A 17,930-nucleotide genomic window follows, 5' to 3' on the forward strand; every position below is an offset into this window, starting at 1 on the left:
GCAGTGCAATGAAACGTGCTTAATACAATAAAAAGGCTTGGAATATCCAAGCCTTTTTACTTTGCCACTTTTCTTCATTAATTCCAGCGATTGAACCAATCCTTGATCCTTTGTTTATTTTTCTCAAGCACCTCCTTCGATGTCCGGTTGTCTTTTTGTTTTTTCCATTCAAAGAAAGACGCTATCCCGATTAGCAGCCCTCCGCCAATAATCAAGTACAGCCACCACGGCATCTCGCTCCACATCGAAGTGGTATTGCTATAAATATTGAATAAAATGGTACCCGTTCCGGCGATGAAATAAGATTTGTATTTCATCATGAATCCAATCAGCATCGCTACCAACGATACCGTTCCGATAATGAGCGCATCATATAATGTGTTGCTCGCCATCGCATCAAGAATCAAGTCTAAAAACAAGAGAAAGACAATGCCACTCTCGATATACTGTGTGGATTTGCCTTTAATGAAAATTTTCCTCAGCAGAATGGTGCTGACGAAGAATAGCGGCAAAATGTCTGCCTCTTTTTCAAGGACGGCAGGTATCGTGAATTGATTAGCGATGACCCAATACGGATAGAGACTGAACAATATCGCTGCAGCCAAAGTAATCTTTCTTTCGATGTTTCCTATTGTCGTACTTCTTATGATGATGAAATAGGCCGGAATTAGAACGGCTGACATGACTTCCAAAATGACCTGTTCTGATTCCCCCATCAAAACATCCAAATTCATGGCTAGAAGAAATAGCAGGCCGTAGATTCGATAAAAATCCACTGAAATTCCTGCTTTGCCCTTATTCAGCAGGCTCTTGAAATATTTTCGACTTAGGATCACCATCAAGACCGTACAAGCAAATAAGACTGTTATACCAACAATAGGCAGTAACGAATCCGCATATTGGAAGATGGTCCAATATGGATACAAACCAAGAATTCCCGTCAGCCCAATATAGATGCTCCTTTCTCTTTTATCCTTTGTGAACCGTCCCATCAGGATGACGTAGCCTGGCAAAAGGAGGGAAACAAAAATCGCTAATTCCTCTAAATTGAGATCCCTCCTGAAAACTTCAAAATTCATGGAACACACATATAAAAAGCCAAATATCCGATAATAATCAATCCAACCAACCGTTCCCTCTTGTTTGAACATCCCTTTGAAATATCGACTGCTGACAAGCACCATCACTGCCGTACAAACAAGCAGGAAGATAAGCGCCATAACAATAGGCAATGTGTGTACATACATATTGTAGAAGATGAAGCACAGGCTTAAAGGGACTGCAACATAGTTGTGCCAAATTCCTTTCATAAGGAGATACGAGGCAAGCACGAACTGTACAGTCAGCAGACCAACCCAGGCAACTTCCCAGTTAGGCGGAAAATCGCGGATTGCCGTTTCCAAAATGGATATGCTCATTGTCAAAAGGATGAACGGTATAAGGTAATACTCAATGATTTTTTTCCAGCGTTCATTGGATGCAGCCCACATAATCGTTATGATTGCACCGGTTATCATCAAGCATATGGAGGCGATGAATACGATTTTCTCCACGTTTTCCAAAAATAAATGAACCTGTAGGAAAAGGACGGAAAAACCTAAATACGTATAGACGTATTTTTCCCACTTCCCTTGTGTACGCAATGCACTAACAAGATAAATCAATAGCTGACCAACAAAAAGGATTGGTGCGCTTTCCGTTTGGATGATGAGAAAGTAGCCAACTGGAATTGCAGCTAAATTGACCAGATGGCTGGCGTATACGAAGTACAGTCTCCCATGTTTCGAATATTTGCCTAACACCTCTCCTATCAGGAAGAAGACAAACGGGCCGAACAAGACGAAAGCAAGCTTCATGACCATCGAATCAAAATCAAAAACTTCGTAAAGTGATGCATATAGGGCGGCACTTGTAAGCACGACAGGCAACCAGAATATTGGTTTCCGCTGGATATGAACCGACCAACTGTTTATTGCAACAGCCGCAGCAATCACTCCGCTTGCCTTCAATGGTTGCAGCGCATCGAAAGGAATCCATAGAAAAGCAAGTAAGGAAAGGAATTGGCCGCTATAGCAAAAAACAGGGAAGAAATCCCGACATTTCTTTCTGAACGCATAAGCGCAAGCGATACAAATAAGTGAAACGGCCATTAAATAGAGACTCACCGGGATATTTGACCGGACCCAAGAACCACTTTCCAGCAAATATGGATAGAAAGAAACGAAAGCCAGGATGAGTGTGCTTGGAAATCCGTAAATGGCATTTTCCTTCATGTGCTTGGCATTGTCTTGTAAATATGTGATGAAAAAAAGACCAGATATCGTCGCAAGCAATAGACTTACCGCTAGCCAATCTCTTTCGTTAAATTTACTCGTAAGGACCATGAATACGATTATGGAGGAGATATGCACGATGCTACTTTTGAACAGGCTGTATCTTGGGTGATGATTATATAAATAAAGGCCAAGATATTGAATCACCTGAAGAACAAAAACCAGATTTAAAACGGCTGAATAAGAGATTGGCAAGGCAAAGAATAGATAGACGAAAGCCAAATTGAATACCACGACCGTCGGGTAAGTGAACCGTGTATTCCTCGATTGAAGCGATACATAGGCGAGCTGTACGGCAACAATTAGGAGTGCGATGAAAAGTTGTGCATACTTTTCCTGATACACCATCGCATTTATATAGATAAAAACGATTCCTGTCTCAATCAAACTAGTATACAAGAAGTTCTTGGACAGCTTAGTTCTTTTCACGTTAGCGAGATATTTCGATAGTGCAGTAAACATGATAGGAACAAATGCAAAAGCAATGACCATGAATTCACTTAAAAAAGAATTATAGATAAAATGGATAGATCCGTACGTGAAAAGAGCGCTAAAAGCCATTTCATGATATTTCTTGTCGAATATGACGGCAAAAATGAAAAACGATATAGAAAAGAGAATCAGCGTTAACGAATATGTAAGGCTGCTTGCAAATAACGTCAAAATCACGAATGCTTCGACAATGACCTTAAACTGAAGGAATTGAAAAATATATGGTTTGAATAACGTTAAATGTTCTTGATCATTTAATCTCCGGACATTCAATAATACGATTACATTTAGAACACCGACTACCAAAAACATCCATTCAAGACTAGGCGTTATAAATGCTATACCGAAATAGCACGTAATGCCTGACGTAAATATCGAAATGAAAATGAATATTTTTGATTTAAAATAGTCAGCAACCTTTACATATATGGCTAAGCAGAGCAATCCCCCAAGGAACCCCAGAAGTCCCTGCCCTCCCCCATTAAGTGAAAGATACTCTCCAAAGATCTGATAATAGGAAGCTGATAAAATCGTAATCGGAATAAATAAACTAGCAAGCGTCAGGAATGCAAACGCCGTCTGTTTAATTTTCAGCCTTGAAGCAATGAAAGCCATTCCCATAAAAATGACGGATACCATACCAATGAAGAAAACTTTCAGGAGCGCATTTAAATTTCCCCAAGTGGAAGTTGCCAAGATCATTCCGCCTAACAGAAGCAATATCACCCCTGTGAATAGGACGACCGAAATATTCCGCTCCCTAATTTGTTCAGGTGTTTTCTTTGGTTTTACCGGTTGTGGCGGTTTATCAAGCTTAATTTCCGGCTTTAATTCTGGGGTATTCGCCAGTTCAAGACTCACGGATGCTGATCCGATTGGCACTTCCTCGTGCTTCCTGTCGTTCATTATTGGTTCGGCCGCTCCACTTGCTTCTTGTAATTCCCATGAAGCCTTTTCTTCAATCAAGCTTTCTTGAACCTTCTCGATCTGATTCTCACCCAGGATCTTTTCTGGTTCAATCAGCGATTGCTCATGTTCATGTTTTAAGCGTTTTTGTTCATAAAGTTCCTGTTGGTAATGCCGATCGTATACCCCGCTAATCCGAATATATTCTGATTTAGGAATGAGCCGCCTTTCCCTTAAAGCATCCAGCTCTTCTTGGAAAATGCGCTTCCTTTTTTCCAATGTCACTTCTTCGCTTGAAGAATCATTCATCTAGGATTCACCGTCCTTCACTAAGACCTTTAATCATCGTATGTATATGCCCCTTACGATAATAACAAATTTTTACCATTTTTAAAATATTCAGGATGATACTTGTTAAAGCGAACGGATTAAAAAAAGGATGACTTCACTTGAAGTCATCCAGAACTGTAGGCAAACTCGATAATCCCGTTCCTTTTCACTGCAGGAGCTTACTGGGAGTTCAGCTTATTCTCGCTTCTGATAATCAATAAATAAACGATCATGGAGATGAAAATCGAGATCGCTGCTGTAATATAGATACTCCTATAGCCAAACAGAAAGCCTATCTGTCCAAACACGATGGCTCCTATGCCCACTCCAAGATCAAAAAACGAAAAGTACGTTGCATTCGCCATCGCCTTCCGATTGGGTGCCGTTTTTTCTATTGACCAAGCCTGCAGTGCCGGCTGAACGGAACCAAACCCAAATCCATATAGTACTGCCGCCAGATAAAGGACAGCTTCACTTGGCATCCATGCTAAAAGCAGCATCCCAGCCATTATGAGAACTGTTGAAGGTAAAAAGATTGCCCGATGCCCCCTTCGGTCATATAAACGGCCTGAGAATAATCTCGTGACCATAAGGGCCATTGCATACACGAGAAAATACCACTGGATTCCAGCTACACCTTTTTCCGCTGTATAAAGGGGAAGAAAGGTTGCGATTCCACCAAATGTGACGGATATGAAGAAAATGAGCAAAGATGGCTGGATCGCACTTTTTTCATAAACATCAAACCTTTTGGCTGCCACCGCCGTTGCAGGATCTCTTTCCACTTTTTGATATCGAATAAGTGATGCTGCAACGATGGCCAATAAACCTAGTAACGAACAGATCAGGAACAACTCCTGAAATGGTAAAACCGTAGCGAGGAAAAGTCCCAGAGATGGACCGAAGGCTAATGCTAAGTTTCCCGATAAACCATAATACCCCATCCCTTCACCACGTCGTTTCGCAGGGATTATATCAGAAGCGATCGTCCCTGAGGCGGTTGATGAAAATCCCCACCCTACTCCCTGCACAATCCGCATCATGAATAATAAGCCTATGCCCCCCATGAAACCAAAGGAGCCAACCGACAATGCGAAAATGGCTAGACCAACAACAAAAACGATGCGTCTCCCCTTTGTCTCCAATAATCTGCCGGCAATGGGCCGAACAAGCAGGGCGGAAAAAGTGAAAATGCCAAGCACAGCCCCCACAAGGCGATCGTCCCCGCCAAGCTGTTCAACAAACAGCGGGAGGGTTGGCATCGTCATTTGAAATCCCATGAAAATGCAGAGGTTTGCCAAACAAATCATGATAAAGTCCCGTGTCCAGATCTCACCAGTACCTCTTACCCGTTCATCCGCCAGACTTTCCCTCATATCCCTTCACCTTCTAATTAAATAGTCATTGCCAGTTTACTAAAACTGGTTGCAAGAAGCCAATGATTTATTTCGTGTAACTAAATATATATATATATAAGCCCAATATGACAAAGATTTCGTTTTGCCCCTTCAGCAGCTGAAAAACATGGGCAATATCCAGAAAGCTCTCTGGATATGATGTGTGTTTCGAGAAAATTCACGCATGAATTCCAATGATCCTTAAACTATTTTATAATGTAAGTAACAAACTTTTAGGGGAGAGTGTACATGAAACTCCTATTAAACATGATTCTGGGTTTAAGTATAAGTGCAGGGTTATTCCTTCTCTTACTATTTGGCTTTGAAGATTCGGGCCCGTTCTTCATTATTGTGATACTGATTGGTTGTATCTTAGGCATGCAAATCACGATATATCAGATTATGAAAAAAATAAAGTAGGGGGAAAAATCAGTAATCGCCCTATTTTCCTCAGAAAACGAACAGCATCTTTTATGTCGCACCGGACTTCAAAGCTTCTACATCAAAGTAATCTAGCTGGTCATCATGGTCTATACGATTCCCTTTTACGGTTATCCCTTATCCTCGATGGCAGGTTAATGTTTGAAAAGGAATATCATTACCTATACGCAGATGCCGCCCTTGCCTTTGCAGTTCCCTTCATTCACGTCACCCTGCATCTACGAATATTGGCTCCGTCTTTCGTTCTTTCTTAAAACCGGCATTACCATAAGCCAAAGTCTATTCAGGAAGGTAAACGTGGGCATCGTTAAAAAGCCGACCTCATTTTGGCCGGCTTTTTAGCTTTCAGTATTATTTCTTTATTTCGATTTTGCCGTTATCCGTTTCCAATTTCACTAAGTTTTCACCTTTGCCAATGACAGTACTGCCCTCGTACTTACCAAGGATATCAATCTTTCCGTTATCTACTGAAACATCGAACGTTGTATTGGTCGGTTCAGTTTCCGTTTTGATCATGATTTTACCGTTATCACTTTCGAGGTCGATCATCCTATCCAAGTCTTTTGTGATCAGCACGATTTGACCATTATTTGAGGAGCCGACCAGGTTTCCTTCTACATGATCGAGCTCCACCGCTCCATTCGAAGAATTCACTTCTACTTTTTTCGCAAGTATCTCACTTAATTCAATTCGGCCATTTTCTGATATCACTTTCACATGTTCACTTTTCAAATCCGATATTTGCACTTTTCCATTATCGGATTTGACCACAAAGGATTTATACGCTCTCTCAGGTACATAAACCTTTAGATGTAGTGATTGATTATGAAAACCAAAGCTAAAGTTAAGCTGTTTTTTCAATTTCACCGTTAGCTGCTTACCTTCCACATCTGCAGAGAAATCCAACTTGGAAATATCCACGCCTTTTGAAACCAGCTCTACCTTGGTTTCCTTAGCCTGCGTTGGAAGAATCTCGACGGTACCATTGTCAGCGTCGATGTTTATGTCCGTCACGACATCCGAAATCGTTTTTTCCTCTGTCGCCGCTTTCTGATTCGTCACTTGAGAAAACGTAAATGCACTTCCTATCACTCCGACCAATAACAGTCCGAGTGCAAGGATCGATAATTTTTTAACATTAATCATTTTTCAAACCGCCTTTCACAAGGGAAGCGTTGAATTTCAAATAACGTATGAACCCTTTCGTTAATGCTCTCGTAGCGACAAACATCCCCATGGCCATGAAAATACCGATCCCGCATAGTCCCAATGCGAAGAACAAATCAAATAATTGAAAGCTGCTCACTATAAGGTTGAGCAGTGCGAATACCGGAGCAAGAATGAATGCTATCGCCGATGCCCAGCCTGCAATCACGACTCCAACCAGTGCTATAAAAGGCCCCAATACAATCACCAGATTAAAAAATCCCAAGCCAATGACGGCCCAAACGGCCCTCATTACATTACCGGCAGAGGTCGTTTGTTCGACTTGGCCGAGATGATAGGATGCCAGCAGTTCCTTGGCAATCTGTTTAGGACTCCCAAGCGATGTGGATATTTCCTGATCCGTTTTTCCTTGTTCCATCCCTATTGCGAAATACTCTTCGTAGTCTTGCAGGATATCCTGACGTTCCTCTAATGAAAGCCGTGTTAAAGAGGCATTCAACTGGTTTAAAAACTGTTCTTTATTCATTGGCACACACACCCTCCTTGATTAATTGATTGACCCCATCGGAAAATTCATTCCATTCCGTCAACAACTCGTGAAGGTATTCCCGGCCTTTGTCTGTTAGCTTATAATACTTACGCGGAGGGCCTTCCGTCGATTCTTGCAAATAAGTCGTGAAATACTCTTCCTTGGTCAACCGCCTTAATAGTGGATATACGGATCCTTCCGATATCTCGATCCGATCTGAAATTCTCTGTACAAGCTCATAGCCGTAGCGATCCTGCTTTTCCAATAAAACGAGAACACACAGCTCCAGAACTCCCTTTTTAAATTGTACATTCATAGCCCCATCACTCCTCATTTAGGAATCTTAAGGTATAGTTCAATAAACAGTACTGAACATCAAACAATACATCTTATGTAAATAATTTATCATATAGTACTGTTCATTGCAAGGTACTGTTTTTTGTTATATTCATTTCATTGAGGGTATAAGGAAATTATGAACATCTATTCGAGGGTGAGAGGGAATACATTGTATAATAGTAATAAGTGGAAGGGGGAATTATTTTGGTCAATAAAGAAATTACGAAGAAGCAATTCGATTTTTTAAAGACTGAGTTCAATTACCTTGAAAAAGGAGGAGTCATCTCCGAGCAGGAAAAAGAGAGGATGTTAAGTTCCTATGCTGTAAAAGGGAATATGAGCTTCATCACCATTCTCCTATCCATCGGGGCATTGCTATTAGGTTTGGGCGTATTGACCTTCGTAGCCAGTAACTGGATGTATTTAAGCAAAGCCGTGAAATTCTTACTTATCATTGCCTGCTTGATTGGCGTGAACTTTGCTGGTGTGAAATGGCAGGTTCGCTTTCCGAAGACAGCAAGAAGCCTTCATTATGTAGGTATTTTAATTTTTGGTTCAGGGATTTTCCTAATTGAACAAATGTTCAATATAATCATCAATTTCAATAGTTCCTTCTTACTGTGGGCCATCGGAACGGTATTCATCAGCTACTACTTAAAGGATGTTTTCATCCTCCTTTTTACTACGTTCCTGCTGTTCATTTATATTAACGGAAGTATTTTCCTTGATGAAACATCATATCCGATAGCCATCATTTTGTTTTTACCGGCTTTATACATCTTATTGAAAAAATTCGATTACGCTAAGTATCCGGCCTTTTTCATTAACGCATTAGCGATCAATACCGTCGCCTTATTTCTGATGGAATTCGTGCCTAAGCTAAATACGGAAAACTCGAATACGATCGTCCTTTCCATCCTGTTTGTGCTTGGGATCCTGTTGGCTTATGTCCCAGTTACACCTAAATTACAAAACGTCATCCACCTCCAAGGGCATCTCTTACATGGTATTACAGCACTTTTCCTTACCTTTGAGTTTTCAATCTGGTTTCCTTTAGCTTATTTTATTTTTCTGTTATATCTCATTCTAAGAGGCAGTTTGACGAGCATCGTGATTATATGCGCGTTGATCTTCAGATACTATCTAGATTCCTTTGATTTTTTGCCAAAATCGCTTACATTCATCATTGGCGGCATCATGCTTATCGGGTTTGGCTTCTTCTTTGAAAATCAACGAAAAAAAGGAGGCGATCTCCATGGTTAATTCAGCATTCCGGCCATTCATCGTTTTTTCCATACCGGTCCTGATTCTATTAATTCTGGCCTTTCCTCCATTCTTGACAACAATGATGGGAGATGAAATCAAAATCAAAACTACTCCCGTCGATCCGACAGACTTATTTCGCGGCAGCTATGTAGCTCTCGATTATGAAATTGAAACGGTTCAGCCTTCCCAGATCGCCGACTCGATCAAATCCGAATTCAAAACAACAAATATGGGCGATTATAAAAAGGTCTATGTGAGCTTGAAACAAAACGAAAACGGACTATATGTAGTCGATTCTGTCACGAAAGAGGAACCGAGCGAAGGCATGTACTTAAAAGGGGAATTGGAGGTCCCTTATGAACTGAAAAACGCTAAAACCGTTCATATCAGATACGGCCTCGACAATTATTTCGCATCAGAGGAAAAGGCAAAGGAAATGGAGTCCAATGCATTGACTAGTCCTTCAATGGCGGTAATAAAGGTTCGCAATGGCCATGTTGTCTTAACCGATATTATCATAGAATGAATTCCTTCCCGATACGAAAGGAAAAAGAGCATCGGACTTTTTTCCGATGCTCCTTTTACTGGTGGTAAATCAATCATGATACATTGTTACTGCTTGATAACCCTTTTTGCCCCGATATATTTTTCCTTCCAATACGTATCGCTCATTTTGACTTCCTTTACTCCTTTGGAGGTAGCTCCGACAAATGTGCCATTTCCATAATAGATTCCGACAAAACTAACCTGCCCTTTCTTACCCGTGGCAAAGAAAACCAAATCTCCTGCTTTTAAGTCTTTTTGTTGTATGGTTTTACCTGTTTTATATTGATCGCGGCTTGTTCTCGGAATCTTCAATTCTGTCACTGCATTTTTATATACATACTGAGTCAGACCGCTTGCATCGAACCCTTTTGGTGTCGTCCCCCCATATTTATAAGAGCTTCCCACCTGCTTCTTTGCCATGGCGGCAACTTCATCACCATAATTGATGGATGCTGAAGCATTGGCAGGGCTTAATATGAATGCGCTCAATAAAGCCAATAGTAAAGCGATGGCTGCAAGCCATCTTGTAACGGGTAAACGATAACTCATCTTTTTTCCTCCCCAAACTGAAAATGAAACACAATTTTAAATGTATGCCACATATCGGTTTTCATACCGAAATTCATTTATCATTCGACCAAAAAGTAAAAACCAGCTAATACCGTCGTGTAACTAAACGGTGTTAGCTGGTTTTTTACTATTTTTTCAGTTCAATAAAAAATCAAGATCACTTATTTGGGTTCCTCGTAACTTTGAGCAGCTTCGCTGTCGCTCAGACCTTTCGTTGTATGATCGATCACACCGCCGATTCCAAAGAACGTAAGCGCTATGAAGTTGATGATGCCCAGAGCCCCGTTCAATGCATCATCAGAAATGGTAAAGCCGATTGGATGAATGAAATTGTTTATGAACGCCGCAACCATTTGCGCCGATAATAAAAGCCCAGGAAGGAGTACAGTGAATATAAACGTCGGATTCTTAAGGCGCACTTTCCAGTTGATCATTGCCATGCCTCCCTATCTATCATATTCAGTCCTTTCATTGAAAAAAGATACGGACTTGCTATATAGTATGCGTCTTGTCCTTTTTCCGTTACGTATTTCTATGAATTAATAACCGGTCTAGTTTCCATACCTAAAGAAAGGTCCACCATAGGATGGACCTTCATAATCAAAAAACATAGATTTTAAAAAAACGGTAGAGCGGGACTTGTTAGTTTCTTATTGTTATTCATGATCACTTCATTTTTCTAATGACATATTAACGGAATCAATGGCATGTATGACAGCCGTATCAAATAACGGCATTTCTGAATCCTCTGGTTTTACTAGCAATCCAATTTCCGTACAGCCTAGTATTATTCCTTCCGCTCCATCATCAATTAACCTCTTGATGACCTTTTTGTAATAATTCCTTGATGATTGCTGGATTTTCCCTAAACATAATTCTTCATAAATGACATTATTGATTACTTTTCTATCCCCATCATTGGGTACCAAAACCTTAATACCATTAGACTCAATCCGCGTTTTATAAAAGTCTTGTTCCATCGTATATGTAGTGCCAAGTAAACCAACTGTACTGATATTGGACTGTTGAATTTGTTTTGCTGTTGAATCAGCTATGTGTAAAATTGGCAAACTGACTTTTTTTTCAATATATCCAATCACTTTATGCATCGTATTGGTACAAATTACAATCATTTCGGCACCTGCCTTTTCCAAAGACAGAGCTGCATCGCCTAATAATTCACCGGAGGTTTTCCAATCCCCGTTAGCTTGATAGCGTTCGATTTCTTCAAAATCCACGCTATATAAAATGCACTTCGCTGAATGCAATCCACCCAGTTTGGCTTTTATTTCTTCGTTAATGATTCGATAATATTCTAAAGATGACTCCCAGCTCATGCCGCCAATTAGGCCAATTGTCTTCATGAAAATTCCCCTTTTCAGTGATGATAGCTTACTAGGTAGCTAAAAGTAATCTATTCTATTTCGTAAAGTACCTGTATGATGATCAACTAGATCAGTGATATAAATAGATTTCTTATCATTTTCATCTCTTGGACGTCCTGACAAGGTGGGTATTGAATAGCTTTACTATCTCGTACATGTACTTTGGAAGGTAATTTGGAATACACAAATTTAATATAGCATGAAAGATTTTAGGAGTTCATTGGGTATTGTCGGCAAACTTAACGAACCAATGAATACCTTAATCATTTTTTCTAGCGAAAAAACCATCCGTTAATAAAGAAACAGAATTTGATATCAAGGCAGCCTGATTGGTCTGAATGTCATAAGCAAGCACTTATCGCCACAGCTTATTTTCCTTCGCTTCGATGCGTCGTCTATGCAGGATAGGCTCAGTATACCCACTTGGTTGGTTATAGCCTTCAAATACTAGATCGCATGCCGCTTGAAACGCCACTGAGTTGTCGTAATCTTCAGCGATACAGTGATATGCTGAATCTCCAGTGTTTTGTTCATCCACTACTTTAGCCATTCGTTGTAAGGTCTCCAAAACCTGTCCTTTTGTACAAATTCCGTGGTGAAGCCAGTTAGCCATATGCTGACTCGAAATTCTTAGTGTAGCACGGTCTTCCATCAACCCTACATTGTCGATATCTGGTACTTTAGAACAACCTATTCCTTGCTCTACCCAACGTACAACATATCCGAGGATACCTTGAGCATTATTATCCAGCTCTTGCTGGATGTCTTCCGGACTCCAGTCGGGGTTTTGAGCCACTGGGATTTCTAAAATATCATCACGTAAATTCACTGGATTTTTTTTCAACTCATCTTGTACCTTTTTTACATCCACTTGATGATAATGAAGAGCATGCAATGTCGCTGCAGTTGGTGAAGGCACCCATGCTGTATTCGCCCCTGCTTTCAGATGGCCGATCTTTTGCGTTAGCATTTCCGCCATCCTATCAGGTATTGCCCACATTCCTTTACCAATTTGGGCTCGACCTTGAAAGCCGGTTGCTAGACCTACATTGACATTCGATTTTTCATAACCTTGCAGCCATTTTGATCCTTTCATGTTACTTTTAAGAATCATAGGTCCGGCTTCCATGGACGTATGAATTTCGTCTCCCGTTCGATCCAAGAACCCGGTATTAATAAATGCCACTCTTTCTTTAACTTGCCGGATACATGCTTTCAAGTTTAATGAAGTTCGTCGTTCTTCGTCCATAACACCAATTTTCAGTGTATTTCGCTGTAGACCAAGCATGTCTTCCACTCGATCAAAGAGTTCATTGGCAAATGCCACCTCTTCGGATCCATGCATTTTTGGCTTAACGATATAAACCGATCCTTTAGATGAATTTTGATATTTACCATTTCCCAACAAGGAATGTTTGGCAAGTAAACTAGTCATCACTGTATCCATAATCCCTTCAGGAATCTCCTCACCATTTGCATCCAGGACTGCGTTTGTGGTCATTAAGTGTCCCACGTTACGGACAAACATAAGTGAACGACCGGGCAAAGAGAGTTCTTCTCCATCTGGTGCTCTGTATAAACGATCCGGGTTCATTGTACGTGTCATCATTTTATTATCCTTTTTGAAAGTTACAGTCAGATCACCTTTCATAAGACCTAACCAATTTCTATATACGAGGACTTTATCATCAGCATCCACTGCGGCAACAGAATCCTCACAATCCATTATTGTCGTAAGAGTAGATTCCATTAGAATGTCCTTAACACCGGCTTGGTCTATTTTACCGATCGGATGACTTCGATCAATCTGAATTTCAAAATGCAAACCATTATTTTTTAATAATATAGCCGATGGCTTTTCGCGTTCCCCTTGATTGCCAACTAGCTTATAGTCTTCTACTAAACTCGTAATTTTTCCATTTCTAAGTGAAACAGCTAATTTCCCATCTTCTACTGCATAGTTCACAGCGTCTTTATGTGAATAATCCTTTAAAGGAGCTGCTTGATCAAGAAAGTCCTTTGCAAATGATATGACTTCTCCACCGCGTACTTCATCATAGCTCCCTTCTCGAAGTCCTTTTTCACTAATAACATCCGTTCCATAAAGGGCATCATAAAGGCTTCCCCACCTTGCATTTGAAGCATTAATCGCATAACGAGCATTATCAACCGGGACAACTAGCTGTGGCCCAGCTTGAAAGGCTATTTCATCATCTACCCCTTCTGTCGTAATTTGAAAGTCTTCTCCTTCAGGTTCGAGATAGCCAATTTCTTGTAAAAATGATTTATATTCAGCAAAATTAATCTCTTTATTTTCTCTATGATATGTATTGATTTTAGTTTGAATTTCAACACGACGAGTTAACAATTTTTTGTTTTTTGGGGACATGTCATGCAACAACTTTTCAAAATCAGCCCAAAATTGTTCCCTATCCAGTTTGCTTCCAGGTAGCCCCTCTTTATTGATAAATTCAAAAAGTACTGTAGCCACTTGAAGATTGCCTATTTTCACATATTGTTCCATAGTTTCTTCCTCCTAAAAAAATAAGGCTGTTTTCGCATACTTCGTTGCTATTCCTCAAGTAATGCGGTGTGCTTGATTTCCCCACCAATTTACTTATGCTATAGTCATTGTTCAAAAATACGCGATTAATCAACTTGCATATACTTATAAATTGACAGGTTTTTTTCAAGTTGTGTTTCTATAATGAGTTTTAATTTTCAATCTTCATTTTGAACTTTGCTCTTGAAACGTATGTATCCTTATTTACGTACAGCACTTTAATTATTTCATTTCTTCACTTGAAATTTCAAAGAAACTGCCCTAAAAGCATATCCGGGTTAGCCCCACTTTCAATAACCGATACAAGTGGTAATCTAAAAATCCATAAAATTGCTGGTTCTCCCGTGGTCCCGCAAATAACATGAGTATCTGCATCTATATTAATCACAAGTTTTCATTTATTGTTTTTCTTCTTATAAATCAATTTCTTGAAAGTGATCAATGCCGTCAACAGATGTTACAGAGTAAACAATATATGAACTCTTTTTATTTTCCCTCGTAAAATGATATCCGATTTTTTTCTTTTTAGACTCGTCACTTTTTGTTGTTGCTTATCTATTCATATTCAATAGTTAAATCGGTTACTGCCCGACCTCCAGGTTATTTGATAGTTTATTCCAATTAATGAATTTTTCCAAAAGAATCGATATGATGACACCCATGATGAGACCATTTGTAATGAAAGGCTGTAAGAGGACAGGAATATCGCCGAATAATGCGGGCGGGATATTCATAATGCTAACACCAATCAGGACTGGCCCCGCTAAACGGAGTATCGTTTCAGAGTTAAACAATGTTCCTTTTAGGCTATTTAATGCTGTCCCAAACAGTTGAAGATATGCGACAAATAAAACAGCATTACCTATTGTTAGTGGTATAGTCCCGAAGAATTTCCCTAATGGAGGAATAACTCCAAGGAGAATGAACAAGAATCCGCTGATGATAAATGGCTGTCGTTTAAATAACTTGGTACTTTCTAAAAACCCTATTGTAGATGTAAACGGTGTAAAAGGGACCAACCCAAAAATTGAAGTGATAGACGCAAAAATACCGGTTATAAAAATAGATCTCCTGTACTGACTATGTTCCACCTTTTCCTTGTATACATCTGCAACAGCTTGTATAGAAGCGAAAGAATTCGTTAAGTTCAGAAGAACCGCAAAAAAAGAGACAAAAATAATACCAATCTCCAAGTTTGGAGTTCCAAGGGGAAAGAAAGTGACTGCCATACCTGAAGAGCTAGTTGTCGGAAGATCTGAAGGGAAAATAATTCGATATAATGACCATCCTGCGATAATTCCGATTAGGATGGAGAAATTGCCCAGTATTTTTCCTCCTTTAATTTTTAAAAAGCCCACGAAGATGACAATCAAGATTGAAAATAAACTGACAGGGAGATCAATCGTTCCACTTTCGGTTATTTTAAACATCCCTTTGAAGAAAATAAAGATAAGCTGAAAGGTTAGCAAAAATATATAAACACTTATCACCATCGGCTTAATAACTTTCTGTATGATATAAACCAGATTAAATGCCGCAAGCAGAACGGTTACAGCCCCAGCCAGCAAAACACCGGTTGTAATTCCCCCTCCAACGGTTGCAAAATCCAATCCAAGTGCAGATGCAGAGATGCCCATATTTAACATCAGACCCCACATTAGCCCTGAATGGCTATCCAATAATGGATAACGATGCCCAATCCAGGCCTGCAGGATACAGGCTATCCCTGTAAAGATAAAGGAGAATCTTATCGTCATTTCAATTGTTTCTGTAGGAAGATGGAATGCCGCTCCTACAGAAATTGGTACGACGACCGTATTGGCAAAAATAAAAAAAAGCCACTGTAAAGAGGACAATAATGTTACAGTAACTGCTTGCTGTGTCATCTTAATCATCACCATTTCCGATTTCTAAATTTTCATTTGCGAGTTTTCATGAAATCCGTAGTTTTTTTTGTACCAATCCCAAATCTCCTCTTTTGATAAATAATATAAGCGAAGCGCTGTCTTCAATACAATCGCTTCGCCTTAATCACTTTTGTTTTTTGAAGGTAGTGAACTGCCGTTGTTTATTAATCTTAGTTTTTTTTAATATCTTGTTATATCCATAGGCAATGTTCCTGCAGCAATGCCTACAAACATGAAACGACTATTTCCTGTATTACGCATACCATGTATTTGATTAGGCTTGGCCAATACTACCATTCCTTTGCTGATCGTAATCTCATTCTCTAGATCCGGAAAGTATGTTCCTTCCCCCTCAATGCAAACCCAAATATCATCAACATTCGAATGAGAATGTAAATATACTTCCTGCTCAGGTTCAAGACACCAAACGGCCCCAACGGTTTTATCCGTTTCATAGAAATAATTTTTTTGTGGTGCATTAGGATCAAATTTTGCTATTTTATCGATTTCAAAAACTCTTTCCTCTATTATCGACTTTTTGTTCAACATTATATTCTGTTCCATATCTTAGCACCTCTTTTATAATTAATCGTTTGGAATTATTGTTATTGAATCTCCATATCATACAAATTCTGCCCGCATTAAATCTCTTGAAGTTGGCATCTACGCATTCATTCTAAGTTGCGTAACCTTTTATAAGGATGCATCACGATTACAATCTTTAGAGTAAACATATGTTAAACTTTCTCTACCTACCGCATAGGCTGCTTGATGTACATATGGCCCCATAAAAATGTAATCTCCTTTCTTTACAGGAACCCACTGATTATCCAGATTATACAGCCCTTCTCCCGACAGTAAGTAGGCGCCATGTTCTTGCACATGTGTTTCGATGAACGGATGACATGCAGCAGGTTCAAACGAAAGAATATGAAAATTCATATCAAAATCTATATCGGCAGGTAAAAGATCTTTAAGATGGACATTATGCATATCATCATAAATCCTAAATTCAATTTTGTTCGCATGGTCTGAATAAACCCATGGCTTCCGTCCCTCGAGAGGACGATACTTTTGCTTATAAAGAAATAGTTTAGAATCCCCATCCAATTGGTTTTCTAAATACATCTTTGTTCCTGGCGGACAGTATAAATATCCGCTTTCATCGAGGATAAACTCTTGTTCATCTGCAGAAGCTTTTATTTTCCCTTCAATAACATAGACAAAGGTCTCTACATCTTCTTGTCCGCCAAACCCCTCGCTGTTCCTTCCGTCCTTTTGCATGGTCACGACGTAATCGACAAAGCTTGCTCCTAGCTTTGGAGAACCCAGAATGGAAATGATGCAATTCTCAAATCCTGGAACAACATTATTAACCAATCCTTCAGGTGCAATTAAAGCATATTTACCGTGTTCGATTATTGATCTGCTTGATAATAAATCTTTAGGAAAACCCATCTTTTAAACTCCCCTTTTAATCGTATTGTTTGTGAGCTAATTCATTTGTCACCCATCAACGCTTTAACTGTGAGCCAATATAAGCAGGCCCTTAGTATTCTGGTAGCTTATGGCTAAATGCGATTTAAAAATATGTGACTCAAGATGTGCCTCGTTCCAAGCATAGATTAACTTACCATTGAAACTCCTTTCCAAATAAAATTAGATTTTAGTTAGAAACGATTAAGTCTCTTATATAAATGTTAAACGCTTTCATTTAATTAGTCTTCATGCCTAATCGATAAAAACGATATATATATTT

14 protein-coding genes and 1 pseudogene are annotated in these 17,930 nt (G+C 39.5%); 2 read left to right on the top strand and 13 right to left on the bottom strand.

The features are described from left to right. Positions 1–77: 77 nt before the first annotated feature. The 5 genes from ASU00_RS16270 to ASU00_RS16290 all read right to left on the bottom strand — a co-directional run bounded on the left by ASU00_RS16270 (position 78) and on the right by ASU00_RS16290 (position 7,911). A complete protein-coding gene (locus tag ASU00_RS16270) occupies positions 78–4,040 on the bottom strand; it encodes a hypothetical protein (RefSeq protein WP_057914531.1) in 3,963 nt (1,320 codons plus the stop codon). A gap of 200 nt (positions 4,041–4,240) precedes the next feature. Beyond that, positions 4,241–5,437 carry an MFS transporter gene (locus ASU00_RS16275; RefSeq protein ID WP_057914532.1) on the bottom strand — a complete coding sequence of 399 codons (1,197 nt, stop codon included), beginning with the start codon at positions 5,435–5,437 and terminating at the stop codon, positions 4,241–4,243. Positions 5,438–6,250: 813 nt separating this feature from the next. After that, the gene (locus tag ASU00_RS16280) at positions 6,251–7,045 is read right to left on the bottom strand and encodes a DUF4097 family beta strand repeat-containing protein (RefSeq protein WP_057914533.1); all 795 of its coding nucleotides are present in this window, start codon (positions 7,043–7,045) and stop codon (positions 6,251–6,253) included. Further along, complete coding sequence (locus ASU00_RS16285; RefSeq protein WP_057914534.1) at positions 7,038–7,592, bottom strand: DUF1700 domain-containing protein; 555 nt, start codon at positions 7,590–7,592, stop codon at positions 7,038–7,040. The genes ASU00_RS16280 and ASU00_RS16285 overlap by 8 nt, the downstream gene beginning before the upstream one ends. Next, positions 7,585–7,911, bottom strand: a complete 327-nt coding sequence (locus ASU00_RS16290; protein ID WP_057914535.1) for a PadR family transcriptional regulator — start codon at positions 7,909–7,911, stop codon at positions 7,585–7,587. The genes ASU00_RS16285 and ASU00_RS16290 overlap by 8 nt, the downstream gene beginning before the upstream one ends. A gap of 227 nt (positions 7,912–8,138) precedes the next feature. Between ASU00_RS16290 and ASU00_RS16295 the strand changes: the two genes are divergently transcribed. Both ASU00_RS16295 and ASU00_RS16300 read left to right on the top strand, forming a co-directional pair. Further along, positions 8,139–9,197 carry a DUF2157 domain-containing protein gene (locus ASU00_RS16295; RefSeq protein WP_057914536.1) on the top strand — a complete coding sequence of 353 codons (1,059 nt, stop codon included), beginning with the start codon at positions 8,139–8,141 and terminating at the stop codon, positions 9,195–9,197. After that, positions 9,190–9,726 carry a GDYXXLXY domain-containing protein gene (locus tag ASU00_RS16300; protein WP_057914537.1) on the top strand — a complete coding sequence of 179 codons (537 nt, stop codon included), beginning with the start codon at positions 9,190–9,192 and terminating at the stop codon, positions 9,724–9,726. The genes ASU00_RS16295 and ASU00_RS16300 overlap by 8 nt, the downstream gene beginning before the upstream one ends. Positions 9,727–9,812: 86 nt before the next feature. Here ASU00_RS16300 and ASU00_RS16305 read toward each other — a convergent pair whose 3' ends face one another. From ASU00_RS16305 to allE, 8 genes and pseudogenes are all read right to left on the bottom strand, one after another. Next, entirely contained in the window at positions 9,813–10,295 is a 483-nt protein-coding gene (locus ASU00_RS16305; protein ID WP_057914538.1) for a C40 family peptidase, read from the bottom strand. A 182-nt stretch (positions 10,296–10,477) separates the two neighbouring features. Beyond that, the gene (locus ASU00_RS16310) at positions 10,478–10,750 is read right to left on the bottom strand and encodes a phage holin (protein WP_057914539.1); all 273 of its coding nucleotides are present in this window, start codon (positions 10,748–10,750) and stop codon (positions 10,478–10,480) included. A gap of 237 nt (positions 10,751–10,987) precedes the next feature. After that, positions 10,988–11,680: an aspartate/glutamate racemase family protein gene (locus tag ASU00_RS16315; RefSeq protein WP_057914540.1), complete on the bottom strand. Its 693-nt coding sequence runs from the start codon at positions 11,678–11,680 to the stop codon at positions 10,988–10,990. Positions 11,681–11,719: 39 nt separating this feature from the next. After that, positions 11,720–11,824: pseudogene (locus tag ASU00_RS26300) on the bottom strand (metallothiol transferase FosB); the annotation flags it as partial. A gap of 232 nt (positions 11,825–12,056) precedes the next feature. Continuing rightward, positions 12,057–14,225 (bottom strand): malate synthase G, encoded by a 2,169-nt coding sequence (locus tag ASU00_RS16320; protein ID WP_057914541.1) that lies wholly within the window; start codon positions 14,223–14,225, stop codon positions 12,057–12,059. Between the two features lie 620 nt (positions 14,226–14,845). Then, the gene (locus tag ASU00_RS16325; RefSeq protein ID WP_057914542.1) at positions 14,846–16,150 is read right to left on the bottom strand and encodes a uracil/xanthine transporter; all 1,305 of its coding nucleotides are present in this window, start codon (positions 16,148–16,150) and stop codon (positions 14,846–14,848) included. Positions 16,151–16,351: 201 nt separating this feature from the next. Next, complete coding sequence (locus ASU00_RS16330) at positions 16,352–16,735, bottom strand: cupin domain-containing protein (protein WP_236712756.1); 384 nt, start codon at positions 16,733–16,735, stop codon at positions 16,352–16,354. Between the two features lie 129 nt (positions 16,736–16,864). Beyond that, complete coding sequence (gene allE, locus ASU00_RS16335) at positions 16,865–17,629, bottom strand: (S)-ureidoglycine aminohydrolase (RefSeq protein WP_057914543.1); 765 nt, start codon at positions 17,627–17,629, stop codon at positions 16,865–16,867. Between the last annotated feature and the right edge of the window lie 301 nt (positions 17,630–17,930).

The organism is Peribacillus muralis (assembly GCF_001439925.1).
Classification (GTDB): Bacteria; Bacillota; Bacilli; order Bacillales; family DSM-1321; genus Peribacillus; species Peribacillus muralis.

Coding starts and splice junctions, on each gene's coding strand:
- ASU00_RS16285 (WP_057914534.1), bottom strand. CDS start 7,592: ATGAATAAAGAACAGTTTTTAAACCAGTTGAATGCCTCTTTAACACGG.
- ASU00_RS16315 (WP_057914540.1), bottom strand. CDS start 11,680: ATGAAGACAATTGGCCTAATTGGCGGCATGAGCTGGGAGTCATCTTTA.
- ASU00_RS16325 (WP_057914542.1), bottom strand. CDS start 16,150: ATGACACAGCAAGCAGTTACTGTAACATTATTGTCCTCTTTACAGTGG.
- ASU00_RS16320 (WP_057914541.1), bottom strand. CDS start 14,225: ATGGAACAATATGTGAAAATAGGCAATCTTCAAGTGGCTACAGTACTT.
- ASU00_RS16330 (WP_236712756.1), bottom strand. CDS start 16,735: ATGGAACAGAATATAATGTTGAACAAAAAGTCGATAATAGAGGAAAGA.
- allE (WP_057914543.1), bottom strand. CDS start 17,629: ATGGGTTTTCCTAAAGATTTATTATCAAGCAGATCAATAATCGAACAC.
- ASU00_RS16305 (WP_057914538.1), bottom strand. CDS start 10,295: ATGAGTTATCGTTTACCCGTTACAAGATGGCTTGCAGCCATCGCTTTA.
- ASU00_RS16280 (WP_057914533.1), bottom strand. CDS start 7,045: ATGATTAATGTTAAAAAATTATCGATCCTTGCACTCGGACTGTTATTG.
- ASU00_RS16270 (WP_057914531.1), bottom strand. CDS start 4,040: ATGAATGATTCTTCAAGCGAAGAAGTGACATTGGAAAAAAGGAAGCGC.
- ASU00_RS16310 (WP_057914539.1), bottom strand. CDS start 10,750: ATGATCAACTGGAAAGTGCGCCTTAAGAATCCGACGTTTATATTCACT.
- ASU00_RS16300 (WP_057914537.1), top strand. CDS start 9,190: ATGGTTAATTCAGCATTCCGGCCATTCATCGTTTTTTCCATACCGGTC.
- ASU00_RS16275 (WP_057914532.1), bottom strand. CDS start 5,437: ATGAGGGAAAGTCTGGCGGATGAACGGGTAAGAGGTACTGGTGAGATC.
- ASU00_RS16290 (WP_057914535.1), bottom strand. CDS start 7,911: ATGAATGTACAATTTAAAAAGGGAGTTCTGGAGCTGTGTGTTCTCGTT.